A 24,492-nucleotide genomic window follows, 5' to 3' on the forward strand; every position below is an offset into this window, starting at 1 on the left:
CGTGCTGCAGGACTGCAATAAACGTTAGTCGCAATAAACGACCCCCGCGCAAAGGAGCTAGTCATATGACTCGCATACGCAAGTGGCTTCCGAAACTCGCCTTGGTGGCGACTTCGGTCATGGCGCTGTCGGCAATTGCCACAGCGGCTGAGAAACCCAACATTCTCGTGATTTTCGGCGATGACATCGGCCAGACCAACATCAGTGCCTATTCGATGGGTGTGGTGGGCTACAAGACCCCGAACATCGACCGCATCGCCAAAGAAGGCATGATGTTCACCGACTATTACGCGGAGAACAGCTGTACGGCTGGACGATCGTCGTTCATCACCGGCCAGACGCCACTGCGTACAGGCCTGTCGAAAGTCGGCGTGCCGGGTGCACCGGTAGGCTTGCAAAAACGTGACATCACCATTGCCCAGGCGCTCAAGTCGCAAGGTTATGCGACCGGCCAGTTTGGCAAGAACCACCTCGGTGACAAGGACGAATACCTGCCGACCAACCACGGGTTCGACGAGTTCTTCGGCAACCTCTACCACCTCAATGCGGAAGAGGAACCTGAGCGTCCGTACTGGCCCAAAGACGATCCCGAGTTCGTCAAGGCGGTTTCCCCGCGAGGGGTGATCCACAGCTTCGCCGACGGCAAGATCGAAGACACCGGCGCACTGACCACCAAGCGCATGGAAACCATCGACGACGAAACCACGGCGGCGGCGCAAGCGTTCATCGAGAAACAGGCCAAGGCGGACAAACCGTTCTTCGTCTGGATGAACACCACGCGCATGCACTTGTACACCCACGTGCGTGATTCGATGAAGGGCCAGAGCGGCATGCCCGGCAACGACTACGCGGACGGCATGATCGAGCATGACGGCGACGTCGGCAAACTGCTGAAAACCCTCGATGACCTGAAACTCACCGACAACACCATCGTCGTCTACACCACTGACAACGGCCCGAACCAGTTCTCCTGGCCGGACGCGGCGACGACGCCGTTCCGCAATGAGAAGAACTCCAACTGGGAAGGCGCGTACCGAGTGCCCGCGATGATTCGCTGGCCGGGCAAGATCAAACCGGGTGAAGTCACCAACGAGCTGTTCTCCGGTCTGGACTGGTTCCCGACCTTGCTCGCGGCGGCCGGTGAGACCGATGTCGGCAACAAGTTGCTCAAAGGCTGGGCACCGACTGCCGGCGGCACCAGCTTCAAGGTGCATCTGGACGGTTACAACCAACTGCCTTTCCTGACCGGTCAGAGCCCGAAGAGTGAGCGTAAAGAGTTCTACTACTTCAACGATGACGGCGTGCTGGTGTCGGCGCGTTTCGGCAACTGGAAAGCGGTGTTCTGCGAACAACGCGCACCGGGTGGCTTCAAGGTCTGGAGCGAACCGTTCGTGTGCCTGCGTGTACCGAAAATCTTCAACCTGCGCATGGACCCGTACGAACGTGCTGACATCGTTTCCGATCAGTATTACGACTGGACGACCAAAAACGTATATCTGACCGAAATGGCCGTGATGAAGTCGGCGGCATTCCTGCAGACCTTCGTCGAGTATCCACCGAGCCAGAAACCGGCCAGCTTCAGTGTTGACCAGGTGCGCGCGGCGGTTGACGCCAAAATCGCTGAGAAAATGAAAGCTGCACAGTAAAACCGCTGGACCGCCGTCCGCCGTCACTGGCGGGCGGCCCTCTTTTTGACTTGGGACCGTGTTGGCTCCATTCGCGAGCAGGCTCGCTCCCACAGGGGATTTGTGGTGGCCACAGGTCCAGTGTGGGAGCGAGCCTGCTCGCGAAGGGGCCAGCACAGTCACAGTGACTCTTGAATTAAGGCCTTCGCATGTCCTCACGTATCGCCAGCAAGCCATCGGCCATACCCGTACCGCAAACCACCTCCCCAGCCTTGCTCGCCCCCGCCCTGCTGCTGTGCATCTCCGGCGCCGCCGCGCTGGTTTATCAAGTGTTGTGGATCAAGCAGTTGTCGCTGGTGGTCGGGGTCGAGGTGTACGCGATCACCACTGGCATCAGCGCATTTTTCGCCGGGCTGGCGATCGGTGGCTGGCTGTTCGGTCGCTGGGCGGATCGTTTGCAGCAACCGGTTCTGCTGTATGCCGGGCTGGAAGTGCTGGTGGCGATTCTCGGCGTCGGTGCGACCATTGCCATGAGCCTGGCGGCCAGTCCGTTTGCCTGGCTGCAAGGGCACGTCGGCCTGCTTGCGTGGCTATTGCCGTTCGTTTTGGTCGGCGTCCCGGCGGTGTTGATGGGCGGCACGCTGCCGGTACTGGTGCGTGCGCTGGCGAGTGACCCGGGCAAGGCCGGCGGTCAGTTGTATGCGGCCAACACCTTGGGCGCGATTATCGGCACCCTGCTCGCCGCCTTCGTATTGATCGCCAGCCTCGGTGTGCGTGGCAGCGCGTTGTTTGCGGCGATGCTCAATCTGCTGGCCGCCGTCGGGGCGTTGTGGTTGGCCCGTCAGCATCCGGCGATTGTGACAACTGCCGCTAAACATCATGCAGAGAAAGCCCCGGATCGCACCGCGTTGTGGCTGTATTCCATCGCCGGTGGCGTGGCGCTCGGCTATGAAGTGGTCTGGTCGCAATCGATCGTGCAATTCATGAGCACCCGCACCTACGCGTTCGCCGTGGTGCTGGCGACGTACCTGACCGGATTGTTTATCGGCAGCGCCCTGCTTGCGCGCCGGGTCGAGCGCATTCGTGATCCGTGGGGAGTGTTTGGCCTGCTGATTGCCGGTGCCGGGTTGATCGCCTTGCTGGAAATTGCCCTGCTCGGGCGCTGGCTGGTGATCGCTCAGAGCCAGGCGGAAATGTGGCTGTTGAGTCTGGGCGCCAGTGAGTTGGCGGGCATGAGTGCGCGTTTTGCAGTGGCCGCGTTGAGCATCGTGTTTGTGCCGACGCTGTTGCTCGGCGCGGCGTTTCCACTGGCCTTGCGGCTGAGTGTCGGCCATGAGCGGGTCGGTCGCGATGTCGGCGCGGTGGTGGCGTTCAATACCCTCGGCGGGATTGTCGGAGTGATGCTCTGCGGGTTTGTTTTGATTCCGCTGTTGGGGCTGGTACGCACGTTGGCCCTGCTGGCGATCATCGCCGCCGCTATCGGCTACTGCGCGGTGCGCAAAGGTCATCACGTGAAGAAAGGCCGGCGTCAGGCCGTGGTCGCCCTGGGGCTGGTGTCGGTGCTGTTGGCGGTGTTCACACCGGTCGACAAACTCGCCAGCCTCTTGCCCGGCGCGCGCAACGGCACCCTGGCGTTTTACGAAGAAGGTCGCGGCGGCACCGTGGCGGTGGTGGCTCAAGGTCGTGGCGAAAACAACTTTCACCGCTTGTACATCCAAGGTGTGTCGAACACCGGTGATGCCATGCCATCTCTGCGTTACATGCGTATTCAGGCGCTGTTGCCGTTGCTGATTCACAACGGTGAACCGCGCTCGACGCTAGTGATCGGCTTCGGCACCGGCATCACGGCCGGGGCGATGCTGCGCTATCCGGGGCTGGAACATCGGGTGGTCGCCGAATTGTTGCCGGCGGTGGTCAAAGCCGCGCCGCTGTTCAAGGGCAACTTCAACGCCGCCAGCGATCCCGGCGTCGATGTACGTCTGCGCGACGGTCGCCAGGAACTGCTGCGCAGCGCGCAAACCTACGACCTGATCACCCTCGAACCGCCACCGCCCTCCGCGGCCGGCGTGGTCAATCTGTATTCGCGCGACTTCTATCAGTTGGCGGCCAGCCGTCTGGAGCAACAGGGCATTGTTGCGCAGTGGCTGCCGTTGCCGACGCAGAACATCGACGATTCACGTTCGCTGGTGCGCAGTTTCCTGGATGTGTTTCCGTATGCCTCGCTGTGGACCAGCGAATTCCACGAAATGTTGCTGGTCGGTTCAATGCAGCCGATGCAACTGGACGCGGCAAAAATCACCGCGCGTTTCCAGCAGGACAGCGTACGCAGCACCTTGCAGGATGTCGGCATCGGCTCGGCCGCCGCCCTGCTCGCAACCTGGGTGACGGATCGCGCCGGGCTTGAACGCTTTGCCGCCGACGCGCCTGCGGTGACCGACGATCAACCACGCATCGAGTACGCGCCGTGGGTGCGCAGCAAGGAAATCACCCGCGTACTGCCGGCGTTGCTGGACCTGTACCAGCCGCCTGTGCTGGTAAATGCCGATGCCGGATTGATTGAACGGATGGAGACACATCGCCAGCGTTTGATGCAGTTTTATCGGGCGAGCTTGCACGCCTATGACGGCGATCGCGATGCGTGGGGGCGGGATATGCGCGAGGTGATGCGCTGGGATGGCGGGAATCCGTATTTCCGCTGGTTTACCGGGCAATGATTCGCTTTCTGATAGACCGCCATCGCGAGCAGGCTCACTCCTACAAGGGTTCTGTTTTGGTCACACGATATGTGTCCACCTGAATCCTTTGTAGGAGTGAGCCTGCTCGCGATAGAGCCATCAACTGCGCTGAATTATTTGGACCCTGACTTCAGCTTCAGATACGACTGACGCATGTCCGATGCCCAGCCATCGATCACCGGTTTGACGTCATTGGCCGTCATCGCCTGGGTGTCATTTTCCAGTGGTTTGCCGGTGCCTTTGCGTACCACTTGGGCGATCACTTTGTTGCTGGCGCCATCGAGGAACACCGCTTCGGTGGCCAGGGTGGTTTCCTGATCGCGGATACCGCTGGCCGTGCTTACGGCTGCGGCGACGAGGGCGATCGGAATCACCTCATACGCGTGCAGGCCTTCGGTCTTGCTGCTCACGGCGGTGATCGCCGCACGTACCACAATCACGCCCGGGCCAGGACCGGTCGCCAACGGCAGGTCTTTGCCGATTTCGCGCTTGAGTGCCTGATCGTAGTAGGAGGTGATGCCATTAAGGGTTTGCTGGGAGATCTTCGCGGTCGGCTGCGGTTTCGGGTAGAGCTGAGTCGGTTCGATGTACACACTGGTGAATTTTTTGATGTCGACCTTCGGATCGATCCAGCGCATCACCTCGGCGCCGGACGGTGATTTGGCCTCCTTGAGCTGGCTGTAGTCTTTGAGGAAGCCGGAATACTCTTTCGGGTCGACGGTTTTGCTGGAACACCCGACCATGGCGAGGGTGGTAATGCACAGCGTGCCCATCATCACTGCTAGCTTCATGCTGTAACTCCTGTCAGAAGGCCGAAAACTTTGCCTGGGGGAGTTACAGGTATAGCTAAAACCTCAGTAATTGCGATTGCAAAGCACAATATTCACGCAAGGCTGCGTGGCCGATCACAACCGTCATTTGACAGACGCCGGTCATCCGGCAAAGCTGCATCGAGCTTGAACGCACGCCAGACGGCAAATGCACCTGGACTACGGAAGTCGCAATGCCCAAGCATAAAAATAAAGCAGTACAACCTGACCCTGATTCGTCTCAATCTCCAATTTCAAAATATCTGTTCCCAATCGCCATCGGCGTGCTGCTGGCCGCCGTCGCAGGCATCGGCTGGTTTCTGTTCAGGCCCGCGCCGACGCCGGTGAAACCTGTGCCGATCAGCGCACCCGTCGCTGCCCCCGCCAAGCCTCAACCTGTCGCCACGAGCAAACCGGCAACAATGGTCGATGAGCAACAGTGCCAGGGCTGCCACACCGAACAGGTCAAGGATTGGCAAGGCTCGCATCACCAATTGGCGATGCAACCGGCGACCGCTGAAACGATGCTCGGCGATTTCAACAACATCACCTTCAAAGCCGAAAACGAGACCACACGATTTTCGCGCAAGGGCGGCGAATTCTGGGTCAACACGCCCGGCATCGACGGCAAGAATGCCGACTTCAAAGTCGCTTATACCTTCGGCATCGCGCCGTTGCAGCAGTACCTGATCGAGGTCGGCGAAGGTCGCTTACAGGCGCTCGGCGTGGCCTGGGATACCGAGAAAAACCGCTGGTTTCACCTCTACCCCGGCCAGGGCGTGAACTTCAAGAACCCGCTGCACTGGAGCAAGCCGAACCAGAACGCCAACTTCATGTGCGTCGAATGCCACACCACCGGTTTCAAACGTAATTTCGATGCGCCGAGCAATACTTTCAACAGCCACTGGAACAGCCTCGGCGTCGGTTGTCAGGCCTGTCACGGTCCAGCGTCCAATCACTTGGAGTGGACGCAGAAAAAAGGCGATCTGATCCATCAGGGTTTTGACGTCGATCTGAAGGACAAGAACGCCACCGTCGAGATCGAAACCTGTGCCCGTTGCCACGCGCGTCGTGCGCCGCTGGGCGATGGCTACACCGTCGGCAAGCGCCTGATGGACGATTACCTGCCGAGCACGCTCACCCGCGAGCTGTATGCGCTGGACGGCAAGATCAAAGATGAAGTGTTCGAACACGGCTCGTTCCTGCAAAGCAAAATGTTCGACAAGGGCGTGCGCTGCAGCAATTGCCATAACCCGCACAGCACCGAACTGAAGGCGCCGGGCAACGCGGTGTGCCTGCAATGCCACAACACTGCCGGCAAGACGTCGGTCGAAGGCGTTGATGGCAAGGGCCTGCAAGCGAAGAACTACGACTCCATCGAACACACCCGCCACACCATGGGCCAGCCCGGTTCGCAGTGCGTGGATTGTCACATGCCCGGCAAGTTCTACATGGGCAACGACTTCCGCCATGACCACAGCTTCAGCATTCCCAACCCTGAGCGCGCGCAGAAACTCGGCACCCCGGATGCCTGCCTGACCTGCCATCAGGGCAAGGCTGGCGACAAGGTCACCGCGCAGTTCAAGTTGTGGAGCGCCTCCAGCGCTACCCAGGCACCGCGTTATGACGAAAGCCTGTGGCTGATTCGCAATGGCCAACCGGGGGCTGCGGATGCGCTGTATGAGCAGTTGCAGCGCAGTAATTTGCCGGCGATTCAACGCGCGACCTTGCTCGCGGAGTTGCCGCTGTATCCGAGTGAGCAGGCGTTGAAGCTGGCGACCCAGGACTTGAAGAACCCGGCGCCGCAAGTGCGGGAAAGTGCGGTGCGGGCGATCAGCGCATTCTTGCCGCCACCGGAGCGTGCGCCGTTGTTGGCACCGCTGCTGGGTGATCCGGTGAAAGCCGTGCGCATCGTTGCCGCGCGCGATCTGCTCGGTGCGGCGCGCAACAACGGCCTCGGCGCGGCGCAAGCCAATTGGGACGCGGCGATTGCCGAGTACGAAGCCGTGCAGAAAAGTCTGCTGGAACGTGCCGAGGCCAATCTGAACCTGGCGATGTTGTATCAGGCCAGTGGCCGTGGTTCGGAAGTGGAAGACTTGCTGCGCTCGGCACTCAAGCGTGATCCGGACTTCTACCCGGCGCTGGTCACGCTGGTGCAGTGGCTGGAGGCCAATGGTCGCGGTCAGGAAGCACAAAAGTTGCTGGAGGACAGTCTCAAGGAACACCCGGACGCGGCGCTGTTGCAGCACACTCGGGGCTTGTCGCTGATCCGTGCCGGCAAGGCTGGCGAGGCCATGTCGCCGCTGAAGAAAGCCGCGCAACTGGAGCCACAGAACGCGCAGTACGGTTATGTGCTGGCGGTGGCGCTGCATGAAAGTGGCAAGGTTGATGAGGCGTGCGCGGTGCTGGAGGGTTTGCTCAAGGTTCAGCCAGCCAACCGCAACGCGCGGCTGTCGCTGATCCAGTGGTACCTCGACAGTGGGCAGGAGCCGAAGGCGCAGGTGCTGTTGCAGGGTTGGAAGAAGATGAACATGGGGGATCCGGCGCTTAAGTGACCGGCTGGAGATTGGCTTCCCTCACCCTAGCCCTCTCCCAGAGGGAGAGGGGACCGACCGGGGGATATTCAAGAATTCCGCCGACTTGAGCGATTGGCTTTGAATCCATAGTCGACTCGGTCTTTCACGTCGGTGCATTACGCCAGAAACCTCGGTCAGTCCCTTCTCTCAGAGGTAGATGGACGGGACCGATTGGGGGAGATTCAAGAGATGCACCGACGTGACCGATTCGCTTTGAATCCATAATCGACTCGGTCTGTCACGTCGGTGTCGCTCACCAGACAACTCGGTCAGTCCCCTCTCCCTCCGGGAGAGGGTTAGGGTGAGGGGCTTTCAAGGGTTCACCCCATTACCAGGACGACGTCTCACCACTGCGCAACGCCATCTCGCGCCGGCTATTGATGTGCATCGCCTTGATCAACGACACCGTGCCCACCAAAAGAATCGCCGCGCCCAACAGGAAGTCGATGTTGTACAACTGGAAGTCCTGCACCGGCCCAATCAGCAGCACCCGCACAATCGCCGCGCCCAACAGCGTGGCAAGGAAGTCGATCCCCGGTTCATTACGGTAGAACACCAGCAGCAACGGCAGACACAACACCAACAGCAGCAACAACACCACCACCTTGAACGAACCCTTGCGCTCGACGCTGAAGGCACATTCGTGCGGCCCGTAAGCCTTGTAATCGTCGTCACGAATCATCGAGGTTTTCTCGTTGATATAGTCGACGCGGTTGTACTTCTGGATCGGCGTAAAGGTGTTGGACATCTCCATCAGCGTGGTGATGTTCTTGAAACGCAGGTCAATGCGCTCGCTGCCCTTGAGGTAATAGAGCACCGGTTTGTAGCCGTAGCGATAGCTGTCGAAAGGAAATTCAGTGACCTGACCCTGCACACCGATCGGGCGCGGTTCAAGTTCGGCGTAGGCACTTTTGTTGGTGGCCGACAGGTTGCGGCTCAGCGGCTGCACCTTGACCTGCTCAAGGAAGATCGGCGTGACGCCGTAGGACCACTGCAAGGGCTCCATTCGCAAACGCAGTTCGTTGCGGCCCAGGTCATAACGGTTGAACGTACGTTCGGAGACCACCAGCGAACCACTGAGCATGAATTCGCCGCGCAGGTTGTTGGTGACGCGCAAGGTCAGTTGGTCCTTGCCCAGCAACGCCGCTTCATTGGACGGTGGCGTGCCGCACCACGCGGTGCTTTCGCCGACGCCGCCGAGCTGGCCGTCGCGGTTTTCCTTGAATACGTAAAAGTAACTGGCCCACAGCGTCAGCATTAACAGCAACGCCGTGAGGCCGAGGATTTTTTTGCCCGGACTCACTGATCAGACTCCCTTCTTCGGTTCCATCGTCCAGCCGAAAACCCGCTGGCGACGGCGACTCTACCAAAAGGCCACCACTGACCCAAGGGAAAATGCCCGAATGGCGAAGGTTCTAAGGGTTTCCCCGGTCCCGACAACACCGCAAAACTGTGGCGAGGGAGCTTAGCGTCTTCGGAACAGTGGACGCGGTTCGATGACTGAGCGGCCGTAGAGCACGCTCATGCCGGCCAGCCCCTTCAGCGCATCCTCGGCGGATTTGTCTTCACGCACGGCAAAACTGTCGAACCCGCACTGGCGCATGTGGCTGAGCTGATCGCGCAGCACATCGCCAATCGCGCGCAACTCCCCGGCCCAGCCGAACCGACTGCGCAGCAGATACGCCTGACTGTAGGCGCGGCCATCGCGAAAACTCGGGAAATCCAGCGCGATCAGCGGCAACGATCCCAGCCACGGCAGCAGGCTTTCGACTTCGTCGTCGGGGCAGAGCCACACGGCGTGGGTCGACGGCGATTGCAGCCAGTGCGCCAGCGGCAACATCAGCAAACCCGAGGGCCGTGGCGCCGAGGGCTCACGCACCAGCGTCCACGGATCATCCGTGACGATCCGCGCCACACCCGACTCCAGCCGCAACAGATTGTTCATACCGCCGCCTCCAGCGTCTTCGGATAGACCCGCTCCTTGAACGGCTCCAGGCCGATCCGCGCCACGGTGTCGACAAACAATTCCTCGTGCTCGCGATAGCGGACAAACGTGCCGATGATGCGTTCGATCACTTGCGGCACCTCGGCGGCGCTGAACGACGGGCCGATGACTTTGCCCAGTGCGCTGTGTTTGCCTTGCGCGCCGCCAAGGGTGATCTGGTACCACTCGCTGCCGTTCTTATCGACGCCGAGGATGCCGATATTGCCGATGTGGTGATGGCCGCAAGCGTTCATGCAACCGGAGATGTTCAGGCTGATATCGCCCAGATCATGCAGGTAGTCGAGGTTGTCGAAACGCGCCTGAATCGCTTGGGCGATCGGGATCGACTTGGCGTTGGCCAATGCACAGAAATCACCACCGGGGCAGGCAATGATGTCGGTGAGCAGGCCGACGTTGGCACTGCCCAGATCGTGTTTGCATGCCAGTTGCCACAGCGCGTAGAGGTCGGTTTTCGCCACGTCGGGCAGGACGATGTTCTGCTCATGGGCGATACGAATCTCGCCGAAACCGAAACGCTGCGACCAGTCGGCGACGGCGAGCATCTGCACGCCCGTCACATCGCCCGGCGGTGCGGCCATGCCCGGTTTGGTCGACAGCACCACGCTGGTGTAACCCGGCACCTTGTGCGGTTGTACATTGCGCGCGACCCAACGGGCGAACGCCGGGCTTTCGGCCAGGCGCGTGCCGAAGTCCAGATCGGTGTCGGCCAGGCTGTGATAAACCGGCGGCACAAAGGCACTGGCGACCCGTTGATATTCGTCCTCGGTCAACTGCGCCGGGCCGTCCTTGAGGTGTTGCCACTCCTCTTCGACTTCCTTGGCGAACGCCTCGATGCCCAGTGCCTTGACCAGAATCTTGATCCGCGCCTTGTACTTGTTGTCGCGCCGGCCATGGCGGTTGTACACCCGCAAAACCGCTTCGACGTAGGACAGCAAATGCTGCCACGGCAAGCCCTCGCGAATCTGCAAACCGAGGATCGGCGTGCGCCCCAGGCCACCGCCGACGATTACGCGCAGAAGCATTTGCCCGTCGCGACCGGGGTAAAGATACAGGCCGATGTCATGCATCATGATCGCCGCGCGATCCTGCTTCGCCGAGCAAATCGCAATCTTGAATTTACGCGGCAGGAAGAGGAATTCCGGGTTGATCGTCGACCACTGCCGGAGGATCTCGGCCAGCGGGCGCGGGTCGATCATTTCGTCGGCGGCGACCCCGGCAAACGCTTCGGTGGTGATGTTGCGCACGCAGTTGCCCGAGGTCTGGATCGCATGCATGTTCACTTGCGCCAAGCGTTCGAGAATGTCCGGCACCTCGGCCAGTTCGATCCAGTTGAACTGCATGTTTTGCCGCGTGGTGAAGTGGCCGTAACCGCGATCGTAATCGCTGGCGATGCTCGCCAGCGTGCGCATCTGCTCGGCGCTCAACGTGCCGTAGGGAATCGCCACGCGCAGCATGTAGGCGTGCTTTTGCAGGTACAGGCCGTTTTGCAGGCGCAGCGGCAGAAACTCCTCTTCGCTCAGTTCCCCGGCCATGAAGCGCTCGACCTGATCGCGGAATTGCGCAACACGCTCGAACACCAGCGCCCGGTCGTAATCATCGTATTGATACATGCAACTGCCACCTCATCAGAATTGATCACGGATCAAAACTGTGGGAGCGAGCTTGCTCGCGAATGCGGTGTGTCAGGCAACGAATAGGTTGTCTGACACACCGCATTCGCGAGCAAGCTCGCTCCCACAGGATTTTCCCAGACTATGGCCGAACGGCGCAGCACGTTACAGATTCACCTGAAGCGATAAAAACCATATCAGGGCGCGGCAGAACGCCGCAGTCAGCACTTCAATCTGATCCGCACAAATGATCAATTCCTGAGCCTGTTTTGTTTCTGACGGGGTTTCTACAGTGCAACTCATGCCAGACCGGGTGGCCTGGCAAGACTTTGCAACCGTGGATGAACTGACCATGAGCACAGCAACAATCGGACAGGCTTATAACTACAAGGTCGTCCGCCAATTCGTCATCGCGACGATTTTCTGGGGTGTGGTGGGCATGGCGATGGGTGTTTTGATCGCCTCGCAACTGGTGTGGCCGGAGATGAACCTGGACCTGCCGTGGACCACCTTCGGCCGCTTGCGCCCGTTGCACACCAGCCTGGTGATTTTCGGTTTCGCCGGCAGCGCGCAATTCGCCGCCAGCTACTACGCGGTGCAGCGTACCTGCCAGGTGCGGCTGTACTCGGACACCCTCGCCGCGTTCACCTTCTGGGGCTGGCAATCGGTGATCGTGATCATGCTGATCACCCTGCCGCTGGGCTACACCACTACCAAGGAATACGCCGAGATCGAATTCTCCGGCGCGGTGTGGATGGCCGTGGTCTGGGTCGCCTATGCCGTGGTGTTCTTCACCACCGTGGTGCAGCGCAAGACCAAACACATCTACGTCGGCAACTGGTTTTTCGGCGCGTTCATTCTGGTGATCGCCATGCTCCATGTGGTCAATCATCTGTCGATTCCGGTGGACTGGTTCAAGTCCTATCCGGTGTATGCCGGCGCCACCGACGCGATGGTGCAGTGGTGGTACGGGCACAACGCGGTGGGTTTCTTCCTGACCACCGGATTCCTCGGGATGATGTATTACTTCGTGCCGAAACAGGTCAATCGGCCGGTGTATTCGTATCGTTTGTCGATCGTGCATTTCTGGGCGCTGATCACCCTGTACATCTGGGCCGGCCCGCACCATTTGCATTACACCGCACTGCCGGACTGGGCGCAGTCGCTGGGCATGGCCATGTCGCTGATCCTGCTCGCGCCGAGCTGGGGCGGCATGATCAACGGCATGATGACCTTGTCCGGCGCATGGCATAAGTTGCGCACCGACCCGATTCTGCGCTTCCTGGTGTTGTCGCTGGCGTTCTACGGTATGTCGACGTTCGAAGGGCCAATGATGGCGATCAAAACCGTCAACGCCCTCTCCCACTACACCGACTGGACCATCGGCCACGTGCACGCCGGCGCCTTGGGCTGGGTGGCAATGATCACCTTCGGCGCGACCTATCACATGGTGCCGAAAGTGTTTGGCCGCGAGCAGATGTACAGCACACCGCTGATCAACCTGCACTTCTGGCTGGCGACCATCGGCACGGTGCTGTACATCGCCTCGATGTGGGTCAACGGCATTACTCAGGGCCTGATGTGGCGGGCGATCAACGAAGACGGCACGCTGACTTACTCGTTCGTCGAAGCGCTGCAGGCGAGTCATCCCGGGTTCATCGTGCGTTTCGCCGGCGGGGTGTTCTTCCTTACGGGGATGTTGCTGATGGCTTACAACGTGTGGCGTACGGTGCGGGTTGCCGACGTCGCACTGGCCCACCGTGAAGCGCAGATCGCCTGAGACAGGGAGCCGATCGTGATGGAGATTTTCTTTGATGTGCTGGGCGTGATGTTTCTGTGGCTGGCGGTGGAGTATTGCTTGCGGCGGGAGACGGCGGACAGTCTGGATGAGGCGAGTATGGTGCCGTTTGCCGATGATCCGGAGGTGGCGCGGCGGGTTGAGCTGGCCACCGGCAAAACCGTGAGCGCGGTGGCGCCGGAGGTGGCGAAGCCGGGGTGGGTCAATCTCGATATGTGAGGGGTGTCAGGTGGGCTGCCCTCACCCTAGCCCTCTCCCAGAGGGAGAGGGGACTGAGCGAGTTGATCATTTGAGTTACACCGACCTGAAATATCAAGTCGAACTCAGGTTTTGGCCATCCCCCAATCGGCTCCCTTTCCCCCTCGCCCCCTTGGGGGAGAGGGCTGGGGTGAGGGGGTAAGCTCTTGATCTTAACCGCGCTCGCGCGGAATCAAGCTCTGCAACTGCTGCGCCAGAAAGTTCGCATCAAAGACAAACGTATCCGGATCCTTCAGCCCATTGGTCTTGCGCCACTGCCACTCGCCATTCGCCATTCCCACCAGCGAAATGCTGCCATACCGCGCCGCCGTCAGCCCCATCACCGCCAGTGAAATCTGCCCGCCACTGCCCATCACATCCGGCACGAACTCCACCGGTTTGCCAGCAATCACAATGCTCAGCTTCTCCGTCTTGAACGTGGACGTTTCCACCGGCGTGCTCGGCCCGAACGCTACATAAGCCACACGACTCACCTCCAGCAGATTCGGTGCCTGCACCGGCTCCAGCCATTGCTGGATCTGACCGAAAAGCTCGCCTATGCGTGTGGTCCACGTCGCCGATTGCGTCTCGAACAGTTGCTTCTTGTGTGCTTCGCTGTCGGCATAGTGGCGAAGCATTTCACCCAGTTGTTGTACGTCGTCCATAGCGGTGTTCCTCGGAAAGGACCTGCAAAGGTTGATAGTGGCAGATACCAGCCTCTGCGTACGTTTAAGCTGCAGCAAGGCCGATGAAGCACCATGACACTTGCGTGAAAGATCAGCAGTACAGTCACTTGTCGCTGGCATCGGATCGCGAACAAAAGGACACTCCGGGCAGACCTGAACCCTCAACACATGTCAATGCATGAGGACATCCAATGCGCACCATCGGCCTGATCGGCGGCATGAGCTGGGAATCCAGCGCCGAATACTATCGACTCATCAATCAACAAGTCCGCGACCGTCTCGGCCCGTTGCGCTCGGCGCAACTGCTGATGTACAGCGTCGACTTCGGCCCGGTCGAACAGGCGCAGCACGCCGGGCGCTGGGACGATGCCGCGGCGATTCTGGTGGAGGCCGCGCGCAGGCTCGAAGCCGGCGGCGCCGAATGCGTGGTGCTGTGTACCAACACCATGCACAAGGTCGCCGAACAGATTCAGGCAGCGATCAGCATTCCGTTTTTGCACATTGCCGAACCGGCCGCGCAGGCGGCGCTGGAAATCGATGCACACACGGTCGGCCTGCTCGGCACGGCCTTTACCATGGAGCAGGATTTCCTCAAGCAACGCCTGATCGCTCAGGGTTTGACCGTGCTGGTGCCGGACGAAGTCGAGCGCAAGGACGTGCATCGGATCATCTACGACGAACTCTGTGTCGGCGTGATCAGTGAACCGTCGCGGCAGATCTATCAGCGGGTGATCGAATCCCTCACCGCACGCGGCGCGCAGGCGATCATTCTCGGCTGCACGGAAATCGGCATGTTGATCAAACCCCAGCACAGTGCCCTGCCCCTGCTCGACACCACCGAACTGCATGCGCAGTCGGCGGTGGCGTTCGCCCTAGGCGACTGAGTCAGGTTTTCGGGCGATTGCGCAGGCGGGCCATGCTCAGGGTGTCGACCCATTGCCCGTCGCGCACGGCGTAGTCGCGGAACAGGCCTTCGGTCTCGAAACCGAATTTGCGGTAGAGCGCGATGGCGGCCTCGTTGTCGGCGTAAACCGAGAGTTCGACGCGGTGCAGGTTCATCCAGTTGTCGGCGACGTCGAGGGCGGCCGCCAACAATGTCGAACCGACGCCTTTGCCCTGCCACGCCGCGGCAACGGCCATACCGACGCTGCCGGCGTGGCTGCGACGAATCCGCGAATAGTTTTCCAGCCCCAGATGGCCGATGACCTGACCCTGATGCAGCGCGACCAGCTTCAACACCCGTTCGTTTTCCGCCAGCAGCCGTTGGCGCCAGACGTCGGCGGACTGAAACGGCATCTGCAACACCTGCCGGGTGACAGCCCGTTCGTTGTAGAGCGCAGTGACAGCCTCGATGTGCGACTCGCTGAAGCGTTCGATGTGAATGGCGGGGTTGTGCTCAGGCATGAAAGATCCCTCCTGGATCAGTGCGTGGCCGGTCACTGTAAACCGCTTCTTCACGGATTCGCCACGACTGTTTAAAGCCGTTGACCGAAACGTCCGGCAAGCCACAACGCCTTGCGCCATTGCCTACGCATCCGCCAGAATCCGCCGGCTTGTGCGCCTTGAGGGCCGGCTCTATCGTTTCCGGGTCGCTGATGAATCAGCGATCGGGTCTCGCAGCCCGCGATCTCTAGACGCACAACACCCTCCAGTTTTATGGCGGCTGTACGTGGGAGACCCTCGGGTCTGCCGGTTCTAGAGTCCCGGTCTGCGACCCGCGTATAGCTGCCACCTCTTCGTATCGCAGCGAATCTGTGGCGGCTTCATGACTCTGGAGATTCAATCATGATCAAACCGACGCCAAACCCACCCGAAACCGACCCGACCTCGCCCTACGAAACCCTCGACTCCAAGAAACTCCACGAAGCCGCCGACCGCGCCCTCGATCACTATCTCAATCCGTTCCACCCCAGAAAACCGCCGCTCAAACCCAACACCCGCTACCTCATCGCCCCCGGCATCGACAGCGAAGAACTACTGGCCGACGCCTGCGAAACCCTGACCTCGGCCAAAACCATGGCCACCGACTTCGCCGGGCTGGTGGACGGCTCGCATCGGCATGTGCTGTTGGGGATTGCGCAACTGATCATGCTGGGGGGAACTGGCGGTGAATCGTGTGCTGGATAATCTGGAGTTGGCGGCTGAGCCTCGGCCCCGATTATTGAAACTGGAACGGCCCCCTTCAAAGGGCCGTTTTTGCGTCTGCAGGAAACCGTTCACCGACGACCATTCGTCTTAAAGTCACGCTCACCTGTCAGATCTGACAGGTGACGAGGCGCTCCTTTCGCGGTGTCATGAGCTTCGCCCCGAAGATGGCTATTGACCGCACGCCAGGAGAGCAACATGAGCATCAACGTCAATTCGACACAGATCAGCACCTTGCTCCAGCTGTATCCGATGGCCATCCCCGGCGCACTAGAAAACCTGCAACCGCCAGGGGCCTACCATCTGGGCATTCCCGAAAGCATTTATTCGCCATCCACCAAACTCTTCATGGTGATCGACCCGGTCACGTTGTTTTCCACCTCCTTTGCAGCAGGTGACTCCGTAAGGCTGTGGGTCAACAAGCAGGCGACATCCGTGATCAAGACGATCAAACCGGGCGAAGAGAACGTCCGCATTTTTATGGAGTTGCCTTGGGGAGGGTTGAAGGATGGCCTCAATACCCTGTACTACGAAGTCACCCGGGTCAGCGGTAATAAAGATAAATCCAATCCGATACTGAATGTGCTGTTCAACAACCCGGTCTCCGGTATCACGGTCAGCCATCCGGCCAGCATTGGCCCAGAACAAACGGGACCAATCACCATCACCATCAGCTACCCCCGCCCCTACGGAACCGTGACGCTGACCATCGGCACCTGGAGCATCCCGTTTACCAATTTTGATCACACCAAATCGATCATTTACCACCTGACCGCCGCCGAACTCCAACAGATCGGCAGTGGCACCCATCCGGTGAGTGCCAGGGTGATTGATCAATTGACCAACAGCAATGTGTCGGCAACAACTTCAATCAGCATTACCGCTAATCAGAAAGTGTACAACCCACCGATCATCGTGGAGGCAGAACCGGGCAAGGTGCTGGATGTGGCATCGCTGGCAGGGAAGAACGCAACGCTTCATGCGCGAACCTGGAGCGGCATGGTAGATGGCCAGCCATGCTGGCTGAAATTGCTGGGGTTCAAGGCCAACGGCAGCGCGCATGACCTGCAAATCTGGAACGGCCTGCCGGCGCGGACTAATCCCACCTGGATCAGTCAGGGCAAATATGTGCAGACAGTGCTTAACAGCTATCTGGCGCAACTGGGGAACGGTAGGACGCTGACGGTGCAGTTCTGGGTGTCGGAGGACAAGAGCAACAACTTCGCAACGGCGACGAAGTTTGTGGATCAGGTTTACACCGTCAAGGCATCGAATGTCACGATCACTTCGTTTAAAGACTCGGCCGGCGCCAGCGTGCCCAATGGGGGCCGGACATTCCAGACAGGGGGTACATTGACCGGTACCGCAGGTAGCAACCAGCAGGTGCAAATTCTGCTCAACGGCACAGCTCGACAAACCGTGACTGCCAGCGCCACCGGAATCTGGAACTACAGCATCTCCGGGCTGGCGGTTTTTTTTCATACATTCATTGCCAGGCCATTGCCCGTCGGCGCACCGGACTCAACGCAATGGCGAGTCAATATCGAGTCGGAATGGAAAAATGACTATACCGACTTTCAAAATGACTCCTACAACGGCTGGTTATTGCATAACGCGGCCCGCTCCGGCTATATCCGGATTCACGCAGGCGTGAAGGCATTTTTCAACTTCACCGATGAAGGTTCGAATAAAGGATTTGCCGGGACGGTGATGTACAAGGATTTCGATTGCCTGCCGGGAACCTATTCCTTCCGGATGCAAGCCTGCCATGTCGCCGACAGTCCGGCGCCCGGCATACCGAATCCGATCCTGCAACTGCAATGCGGCATCGCGGGTGGCAATGGTGCCGTACGCGAATTACCGAAGACTGGTATCTGGTACGATTTTTTGCTCAACATCAACGTCCCCGCTCGCCGCATCGTTCGGTTCTACATACAGAACCATCAAGACAATGGCCACGGCAATGACTTCGGCATTCGCAACATCAGCGTAGTCCGCAACGATGGCGGTGGCGGCATAATGGAATCGCTGGAAGAGGCCCCGCTCTACAGCGGCCCGCCACTGCTTCCGCTGCCTCTGGTATGACGCATGAAGAAAAAAAGAAAAAAGGGGACGGATTTATTTAATTAAAGAATCCGTCCTTCTCTTAATATTCATTCAAACCACTCCGCCCGCTCGTTGAAAGTGCGCCTGATCAACTCCACCAGCACCTGCACCTCTTCAACGCCCTGCGACTCACTGTTCACCGCCAACCAAACCTGCAACCGCATCGCCTCCTCAAAAAGCCCCGGTAACGCCACGAGCCCACGATCAAATCGGCTCATATACATCGGCAGCAACCCGATGCACGCGCTGCACCGAATCATCTCCAGCATCAGCTCGTACGACTGCATCTGCACCACGCCAGCCAACCGCTGTTCGACCAGTTCATTCCACGGCCGAAAGCTGTCGATCTGCCGATCATGCTGCCATTGCACCAGCATGAAATCGGCGAGGTCGTCCGGACTTTCCGGGCGTGCAGTGACGCGGGAGTAACGTTTGGCGATATGCGGCTGGTATTCCAGTTGCGCGAGGCGTTGCGGTTCGCTGGTGGCGAAGGTCGGGCCCGGGTGCGGAGTGCCACCGTGGGCGAGCCACAGCACGATGTCGGCGCTGACGGCGCGCAGGGCCAGTTCGCTGTCGAGGGCGATGATCTCGAGGCGCACACTGGCGTTACGGCGCAGCAGCGCGATCAGGTCGCGGCCGAGGATGTCATGCAGGATCGATTCGGCGACAGCCAGACGAATCAGCGGTTGTTCGACCACCGGCAGTTTGCGTTCATTCGCCAGCGCCACCAGTTTGGCCTGCAGTTGCTGGCCTTCGCGGGTCAGGCTCAGTGCACTGCCCTGAAAGCTGAACAGCGAGTGCTGGAGTTCTTGTTCCAGTTGCGCCAATTGTTTACGCAGCAAGGTCGAGCGCACGTTGAGGCTGCGCGCGGCTTGCATGAAGCAGCCGCAGCGGGCGCTGACCAGGAAGTATTGCGCGACGTCCGGGTCGACCTTCGCGGCTTGCGCCAGCCAGGGTTCATTGCTGTCGTGTGGCCAGCGAAATTCGGCACTGCCCTGTCGTCCTGCGGGTTCGGTGAATGACATCGATGACTCCCTGTCGATCTTTGTATTTGTCTTGAGTGCGCCATAGATCCCTGTGGGAGCGAGCTTGCTCGCGAAAGCGGTGTATCAGTCAACGAAGATGTTGAATGTGCTGACGCTTTCGCGAGCAAGCTCGCTCCCACAGGGGTTTGTGGTGAAGGTGAGATTAGTGTTTTTCCTCGAGGACTTTGTTGAGCTCCGCGCCGTCGATGCTCAGTGTCGCGGTGTTGAGCATGCCGTCCAGATACGCCTGGGCAATCTGTTCCTGACGCTGCGCACGCAAGGCTTCGGTCAGTTGATCGCGCAGTTCATCGAGGGTCGCCAGACGCGCCGGTTGTTGCTCAGTGAGTTTGATCACATGGAACCCGGCAGCGCTTTGCACCGGGTCGGAAACGGCGCCGACCTTTAGCCGGGCGACAGCGCCTCGCACCTCCGGTACCAGTTGCTGCAACGGTTGCAGGCCACTATCGCCGCCGCGTTCAGCGGTGACGCGGTCTTGGGAATACTGAGTCGCCAATGCAGCAAATTCCGCCGGCGTTGCCTGAGCTTTTTTGCTCAACTCCGCCGCCTGTTTGCGCACTGCGTCCAGAGCCTGCGGATCACTCACTGCGAGGAAAATCTGACTGACCCGATACAACGCCGGTGTCTGCCAATTGGCTTTGCCCGCGTCATAGGCCTGCTGCAGTTCAGCCGCACTCGGGTAATCCGCCGGCACCTCACTGACCGAACGCAAGTAATCCCGGAACACAATCTGTTCAGTAGCCGCACGGGTCTGCCGCGCAACCTCCGGGCGCTGCGCCCAACCCTGGGCATCGGCCTGCTCCAGCACCGCTTTCTCGGCCAGACGCGTGCGAATCCAGCGCTCCAGCGCTTGACGATTGCCGCGCAGTTGTTCGCGGGTCTCGGGCGCAACCGTTGCCAGCAGCGCCTGCAACTCGGCCGGCGTGACTTGCTGATTACCCAAACGCGCGACCGCTGGCCCCGCAGCAACCGCCACCACTGGCGACGATTGCTGAGCGGCGACCGGGTTATTGCCCGGTCGCACCACCAGCGCCACGGCCACCACCAACAGCGCCACCGCAGCGGCGCTGATCACCATGGCAGGCTTTTTCACAGCGCGACTTCCTCTTGCTCGGCGACGGCGACTTTGGCGGTCTGCGCGGTGCCGGCCTGAGTGAAATCACGCAGATAGACGATGAACTCCTGCAACAGACGATCCCACAATTCCAGGTTACCGCGCAGGTGATCGTTGCTTACGCCCGCCGCCACGACCACATCCATTTCCATCACCAGAAACTCTCCCTGCAACGACAACCGCGCAAAACGACGGCTGGCGTTCCACTGCTCGGCCACACCCTGCGGCAGTTCACCCTGCACGCGCAGCGCACAGCTGAAAGTGAAGTCGACGTAGCGGCCCTGCTCCACCGCCGGGTTGCCGAAACGCACGGCGTAGCCAATGCCCTGGCTGGCGCTGAGCAACTGGACGATGCCGTTCTGCTCGGTTTCGTTGACGCGATAACCGGCGGCTTGCAGAACTTCGGTCAGGGATTTTGGCGATACGTGGCTGATCAATTGAGTCATTGTTTCTTCCTTGTTTAGCAGTCTTTTAAATCAATGCGCGAGCGCGGCTTGCGGCGCGTCGAATTGAGTCTTGTAAAGCTCGTCACCCAACCCCTGGGCCAGTTCATCGAACTTGACCCGGGCGCTGCCCGCGAAGGGCTGGCGGATCTTCATCACCTCGGCCACGTCGATGTTTTCGTAGGCGGTGAGGATCTGCTTGGCGACGCCGTACATCTGCTGATTCTTGACTGAACATTGCTGCACTTGTGTGTCACGTTCAGCCAATTGCGCTTGAAGCTTAGACCGTTCTGCCTCTTTGGCACGGGCCATGACCAACAGCTCGTCATAGGCTTTTTTGAACTTGCCGGTCTGCTCGGCACTGGCCGCCACTTGCGCCTGCGCCTGGCTGTGCAGGCTCTGTTGCTGCCCGGCGAGCTGCTCGGCAACGCCTTTGGCCTTGGCCAGTTCGGCACTCAATTGCTTGATTTGCGCCTGCGCAGCCTTGGCTTCGTTCTGCGCGGCCAATTGCGCGGCGCTGGCCTGAGCCTGCTGGCTTTGCAGGGCCTGCAACTGCTGCGTGGTGCTGCGCAACTGGGTGCGCAAGCGCTCTTCCATGCCTTCGGCACTGGCCCCGGTGGCGATTAACAAGCCAAGCCCCAGCGATAACAAACGCGTTTTCATCACCCTCTCCCGGCGCCTTAGAAGCGCGTGTTGAGCTCAAGCTGCAAGACGTCGATGTCGAACGGCGCGCCGTACACCGCTTCGGTGCTCATCCAGCGACCGGTGGCGTAAACGTTCTTCGCCAGACCGTAATTGCCGCCAATGAAATAACCCTTGGCGTTGGTGCCGCCGAGGTGGAACGAGGAATCGTTGAAGCCATCCGGCAAGGCATCCGGCTGGATGTATTTGTAGCCAGCGAACATGTTCCAGTCGCCCTGCTTTTTCAGCTCCAGGGCGCTGCCGAGGGTGAACTGCACCATCCACGCATTGGCGCCGCTTTCGATGTCGCCATTGCTGTCGAGGTTGTTGACGATCTGCCCGGCCGAGCGCTTGCGCATGTCGCCTTCGTCGTACGCGAGGTTGTGGATGTAGTTGCCCTGGCTGCGCAGTTTGAAATCTTCTGGCAGATCGGCGTCCCACACCACGTTCAGATCGAGCAGATTGAATTCCGAAGCGAGGCCAACAAACTGCGGCTGCGGCGTGGTGGTCGGGTTGAGCGGGTTCGGCGTGATGTCGCGCAGCAGGAACACGCTGTTGCCCTTTTGCATGAACGCCGCGCGGCTGCCATCGCTGTCGCAACCCGGCGCACCGGCCCATGGTTCGCAAGGGCTGGAACGCTGACCCTGAATATCGTCGAAGCGGTAGTACGCCAGTGCACCTTTCAAGCGGTTGTTGCTGTTGATCGCCCATTTGGCGCCGATCTGCGCGCCGTACAGCCACTTGTTGTCGCTCTCTTCCTTGTCGAAGCCGTTGCTGCTGGCGGTGTCGTTGGTGTAGTCCACCGGGAACGCGCCGACGGTGCCGAACACGCCCCAATCGCGGTTGAGTTTGTGGTCGAAAATCGCCGCCACACCGTCGAAATTCAAGTCGTTGGAATAGAGCATGTCGGTGGACATGAACGGGTTGGCGAAGCGCCCGCCGGTCAGGGTCAATTCATCCGTCGGCTTCCAGTTCAGGTAGCCCTGATCGAGCCAGATGTCCTTCTTGGCGAAACCGCCGCCGAGGCTTTGCGTGGTCGACACCGGGTTGTTGTCCGAGCCGGTGCCGATGCGGATACCCGCTGTCCATTGCGGAGAAATCTCGGCTTTCATGCCCAGCCGTGCGCGGATACGGAATTGGTTGGTGCGGTCTTCGCGGGTATTGAGCAACGGCGGCAGGTTGGTGCTGCTGTTCGGGTTTACGTCGTACGGGCCGTTATTGTTGAGCTTGGCAAAGTCGACGATCTCGTTGCTGTTGCTGTCCGAGTAGTAGCGCGATTCGTCACGCAGGCGAATGTCGCCGTCGAAACTGATGCGCGCCGCCCATTCCGGGAAGCTGTTGGGCGCGGCCCAGTTTTCCTGTTTGGCGGTGGCCATGACTTCGGCTTTGACCTGATCGCGGATCTGGTCACGCACCGCTGCCGGCACGTATTGCACACGCACGTCACCCGGCGCCGCCACTGGCCCTGCCGCGACTGCGGTGGATGCGGCAGCCTGTTTGGCCTGCGCCGCTTCGTTCTGCGCCTGAGCGATCAGGGCATCAGCCTTGTCCTGTTTCAGAATGCCCTGCTCGACTAGCAAGCGGATCAGATTGATCGTGGCGTTCTCCGAGGGCGCAGGCGCTGCCGCGGCCTGACCGACCAGGGTCGCAATGACCATGCCGACCGCCAGGGACAATCGATTCACGTTGGAAATCATCTGCACACAACTCCTTTTGGCAAAGCTTTAAAAATGAGGGTTAACCCGGACGCCGCCCTTGCAGGGACAGGCGCACAGGCAAAGTGATGGAGGCCGGTGGCCGTTCGCTCAGGGCCGGTGCACCGCGTAAAGCGGCCAGCACCTGCGTATCAATGTCGGGGTTGCCGCTGGACTTGATCAGCTCGACGCGGGTGATCTCGCCAACGCTGCTCAGCCACACATCGGCCTGCAGCGAAAACGCGAGGTTGCGCAGCTCAGGGTTTTCGCGCAGCAAACGCTGGAAAGTGAACGCCAGAAACTGGCTGTACGTCCCGGTGCCCAAACGTCCGCCGCCGGCCCCGGCCATGCCGCCGCCCTTGCCCGCGCCGATGTTGAAAGCGTCGTTGCCGCTCTGCGCGTCGCCGTCCATTTGCATCGGGTTGGCCAGATCGTCAGCCGGTGATGGCGGCGCTTCTTCCTCGGGCTTGACCTCTTCGGGCTCCGGCGTTGGCTCGGGCTCGACGACTTTTTCTTCCACCGGGGTTTCCGGTTCCGGTGGTTTTTCCGGCGGCGGAGGTGGCGGTGGCGGCAACGGAATGATCGTCGGCACCTTCGGCGCTTCACGGCGGATGCCGCTCATGTCATTGGCCCACTGCCACAGGAACCACGCGGCGAGCGCGCCGATCAGCAAGCCGGCGCCCCACTTCGCATAACGCAGCACTGGTTTTTTTACCGGCAGCGGCTCGATCGGGAGTTGTGCGGTCATGACTCAGCCCTGACTCGGTTTGCCGGTCACAAGACCGACCTGGGACAGCTCGAGCCGGCGCAACAGATCCAGCACTTCAATGACTTTCTGGTACTGCACCGTCGCGTCGCCGCGCACGATCACCGGGAAATCCGGGCTCTGCGCTTTCTCGATGCGCAGGCGTTCTTCGAGCTCGGCCAGGGTCACCGGGTAAGCGTCGAGGAACACCTGGCCGCCGTCGTTGACCGAAATCGCCTTGGTCTTGGCCTCGGACAGCGACACCGAAGCGCTGGCCTTGGGCAGATTGATCTGGATCCCCGAGACCTGCGCGGTGGCGGTGAGGATGAACATCACCAGCACCACCATCAGCACGTCGACCAGTGGGGTGATGTTGATGCTGTCCACCGCTGCATCTTCGTCATCGTCGTGGGAGGCATTTACGGACGCCATGTCAGTGC

20 protein-coding genes and 2 pseudogenes are annotated in these 24,492 nt (G+C 60.2%); 8 read left to right on the top strand and 14 right to left on the bottom strand.

Going from position 1 to position 24,492, the window contains the following annotated elements; all coding sequences use genetic code 11:
* Positions 1-65: 65 nt before the first annotated feature.
* Entirely contained in the window at positions 66-1,646 is a 1,581-nt protein-coding gene (locus tag A8O26_RS12520) for an arylsulfatase (RefSeq protein WP_064118279.1), read from the top strand.
* Positions 1,647-1,834: 188 nt separating this feature from the next.
* Positions 1,835-4,339, top strand: coding sequence for a fused MFS/spermidine synthase (locus tag A8O26_RS12525; RefSeq protein WP_064118280.1), 2,505 nt, complete (start codon positions 1,835-1,837; stop codon positions 4,337-4,339).
* A gap of 134 nt (positions 4,340-4,473) precedes the next feature.
* Here A8O26_RS12525 and A8O26_RS12530 read toward each other — a convergent pair whose 3' ends face one another.
* Positions 4,474-5,151: a DUF3313 domain-containing protein gene (locus tag A8O26_RS12530; protein WP_064118281.1), complete on the bottom strand. Its 678-nt coding sequence runs from the start codon at positions 5,149-5,151 to the stop codon at positions 4,474-4,476.
* Positions 5,152-5,363: 212 nt separating this feature from the next.
* On the opposite strand from A8O26_RS12530, the gene A8O26_RS12535 reads away from it, so the two are divergent.
* On the top strand, positions 5,364-7,724 hold the full coding sequence (locus tag A8O26_RS12535) for a tetratricopeptide repeat protein (RefSeq protein ID WP_064118282.1): 2,361 nt from the start codon (positions 5,364-5,366) through the stop codon (positions 7,722-7,724).
* Positions 7,725-8,073: 349 nt separating this feature from the next.
* Here the strand turns inward: A8O26_RS12535 and A8O26_RS12540 are convergent, their stop codons facing one another.
* From A8O26_RS12540 to A8O26_RS12550, 3 genes are all read right to left on the bottom strand, one after another.
* Positions 8,074-9,048, bottom strand: a complete 975-nt coding sequence (locus A8O26_RS12540) for a hypothetical protein (RefSeq protein ID WP_064118283.1) — start codon at positions 9,046-9,048, stop codon at positions 8,074-8,076.
* 162 nt (positions 9,049-9,210) lie between these two features.
* Entirely contained in the window at positions 9,211-9,690 is a 480-nt protein-coding gene (locus tag A8O26_RS12545) for a DUF934 domain-containing protein (RefSeq protein WP_064118284.1), read from the bottom strand.
* Complete coding sequence (locus A8O26_RS12550; RefSeq protein WP_064118285.1) at positions 9,687-11,360, bottom strand: nitrite/sulfite reductase; 1,674 nt, start codon at positions 11,358-11,360, stop codon at positions 9,687-9,689. Before A8O26_RS12550 ends, A8O26_RS12545 begins: the two co-directional genes overlap by 4 nt.
* A gap of 352 nt (positions 11,361-11,712) precedes the next feature.
* On the opposite strand from A8O26_RS12550, the gene ccoN reads away from it, so the two are divergent.
* Both ccoN and A8O26_RS12560 read left to right on the top strand, forming a co-directional pair.
* A complete protein-coding gene (gene ccoN, locus A8O26_RS12555) occupies positions 11,713-13,140 on the top strand; it encodes a cytochrome-c oxidase, cbb3-type subunit I (RefSeq protein ID WP_008081554.1) in 1,428 nt (475 codons plus the stop codon).
* 18 nt (positions 13,141-13,158) lie between these two features.
* The gene (locus A8O26_RS12560; protein WP_064118286.1) at positions 13,159-13,377 is read left to right on the top strand and encodes a hypothetical protein; all 219 of its coding nucleotides are present in this window, start codon (positions 13,159-13,161) and stop codon (positions 13,375-13,377) included.
* A 191-nt stretch (positions 13,378-13,568) separates the two neighbouring features.
* Here A8O26_RS12560 and A8O26_RS12565 read toward each other — a convergent pair whose 3' ends face one another.
* On the bottom strand, positions 13,569-14,060 hold the full coding sequence (locus A8O26_RS12565) for a hypothetical protein (protein ID WP_064118287.1): 492 nt from the start codon (positions 14,058-14,060) through the stop codon (positions 13,569-13,571).
* 212 nt (positions 14,061-14,272) lie between these two features.
* Between A8O26_RS12565 and A8O26_RS12570 the strand changes: the two genes are divergently transcribed.
* The gene (locus A8O26_RS12570; RefSeq protein ID WP_064118288.1) at positions 14,273-14,965 is read left to right on the top strand and encodes an aspartate/glutamate racemase family protein; all 693 of its coding nucleotides are present in this window, start codon (positions 14,273-14,275) and stop codon (positions 14,963-14,965) included.
* Between the two features lies 1 nt (position 14,966).
* Here A8O26_RS12570 and A8O26_RS12575 read toward each other — a convergent pair whose 3' ends face one another.
* On the bottom strand, positions 14,967-15,485 hold the full coding sequence (locus A8O26_RS12575) for a GNAT family N-acetyltransferase (protein WP_064118289.1): 519 nt from the start codon (positions 15,483-15,485) through the stop codon (positions 14,967-14,969).
* A gap of 381 nt (positions 15,486-15,866) precedes the next feature.
* On the opposite strand from A8O26_RS12575, the pseudogene A8O26_RS12580 reads away from it, so the two are divergent.
* Positions 15,867-16,218: pseudogene (locus A8O26_RS12580) on the top strand (DUF6124 family protein); the annotation flags it as partial.
* Positions 16,219-16,424: 206 nt separating this feature from the next.
* Positions 16,425-18,311 (top strand): hypothetical protein, encoded by a 1,887-nt coding sequence (locus tag A8O26_RS12585; protein WP_064118290.1) that lies wholly within the window; start codon positions 16,425-16,427, stop codon positions 18,309-18,311.
* A gap of 68 nt (positions 18,312-18,379) precedes the next feature.
* On the opposite strand, the gene A8O26_RS12590 is transcribed toward A8O26_RS12585, so the two are convergent.
* From A8O26_RS12590 to A8O26_RS12620, 8 genes and pseudogenes are all read right to left on the bottom strand, one after another.
* Positions 18,380-19,357 (bottom strand): LysR family transcriptional regulator, encoded by a 978-nt coding sequence (locus A8O26_RS12590; protein WP_064118291.1) that lies wholly within the window; start codon positions 19,355-19,357, stop codon positions 18,380-18,382.
* A 47-nt stretch (positions 19,358-19,404) separates the two neighbouring features.
* Positions 19,405-19,521 (bottom strand): annotated as a pseudogene (locus tag A8O26_RS30190) (metal ABC transporter ATP-binding protein); the annotation flags it as partial.
* Positions 19,521-20,468, bottom strand: a complete 948-nt coding sequence (locus A8O26_RS12595) for a peptidylprolyl isomerase (RefSeq protein ID WP_064118292.1) — start codon at positions 20,466-20,468, stop codon at positions 19,521-19,523. The pseudogene A8O26_RS30190 and the gene A8O26_RS12595, both read right to left, overlap by 1 nt.
* Complete coding sequence (locus A8O26_RS12600) at positions 20,465-20,935, bottom strand: YbjN domain-containing protein (RefSeq protein ID WP_064118293.1); 471 nt, start codon at positions 20,933-20,935, stop codon at positions 20,465-20,467. Before A8O26_RS12600 ends, A8O26_RS12595 begins: the two co-directional genes overlap by 4 nt.
* 30 nt (positions 20,936-20,965) lie before the next feature.
* Positions 20,966-21,595, bottom strand: a complete 630-nt coding sequence (locus tag A8O26_RS12605; protein ID WP_064118294.1) for a hypothetical protein — start codon at positions 21,593-21,595, stop codon at positions 20,966-20,968.
* Between the two features lie 17 nt (positions 21,596-21,612).
* Positions 21,613-23,310: a putative porin gene (locus A8O26_RS12610; RefSeq protein ID WP_064118295.1), complete on the bottom strand. Its 1,698-nt coding sequence runs from the start codon at positions 23,308-23,310 to the stop codon at positions 21,613-21,615.
* 40 nt (positions 23,311-23,350) lie between these two features.
* Positions 23,351-24,055, bottom strand: a complete 705-nt coding sequence (locus A8O26_RS12615; RefSeq protein WP_064118296.1) for an energy transducer TonB family protein — start codon at positions 24,053-24,055, stop codon at positions 23,351-23,353.
* 3 nt (positions 24,056-24,058) lie between these two features.
* Entirely contained in the window at positions 24,059-24,484 is a 426-nt protein-coding gene (locus tag A8O26_RS12620) for an ExbD/TolR family protein (protein ID WP_007915482.1), read from the bottom strand.
* Between the last annotated feature and the right edge of the window lie 8 nt (positions 24,485-24,492).

It is taken from the genome of Pseudomonas fluorescens (assembly GCF_001648775.1).
Classification (GTDB): Bacteria; Pseudomonadota; Gammaproteobacteria; order Pseudomonadales; family Pseudomonadaceae; genus Aquipseudomonas; species Aquipseudomonas fluorescens_M.